This is a genomic window from Xylophilus sp. ASV27, assembly GCF_016428875.1.
Classification (GTDB): domain Bacteria; phylum Pseudomonadota; class Gammaproteobacteria; order Burkholderiales; family Burkholderiaceae_C; genus Xylophilus.
This window is the reverse complement of sequence record NZ_JAELTO010000272.1, coordinates 1-482: the sequence shown is the minus strand read 5'-3', so window position 1 is coordinate 482 and position 482 is coordinate 1. Positions and strand designations below refer to the sequence as shown.

Here is a 482-nt window from a genome sequence, read left to right as displayed (position 1 = left end):
AGAGCGGCTAACAAAAGCCTGTCATCGCCAAGCGCGGGATGCGCGTTGACGGTGCATGGGAAAGAAAAGAAACAAGGAAGTTAGCGCGGTGTTGTACAAAAAGATCAAGCCGTTGCTGCCAGTCGTGAAGCCTTCGCCCAAGGGAGGCAGACCGCGACTGAGTGACGAATTGGCCCTCAATGGCATTCTTTTTGTGCTGCGCACGGGCATCCCCTGGGAAGAGCTCCCCCAGGAACTGGGCAGGGGCAGTGGCATGACTTGCTGGAGGCGGTTGCGCGATTGGCAGGCTGCAGGGGTGTGGCACAACCTGCATCTGGCTTTGCTGGGCGAGTTGCGCAATGCCGACAAGCTCGACTTCAGCCGGGTAAGCGTGGATGGGGCCAGCGTGCCCAGCCCCCGGGGGGCCCACACACGGGGCCCAACCCCACGGACCGGGGCAAACTCGGCAGCAAGCGCCACCTGATCACGGACTGCCAGGGCAT

General features: G+C 62.2%; 1 pseudogene. It reads left to right on the top strand.

Annotation, left to right across the window (positions count from 1 at the left end):
- Positions 1–55: 55 nt before the first annotated feature.
- Positions 56–482 (top strand): annotated as a pseudogene (locus JHD63_RS22840) (transposase); the annotation flags it as partial.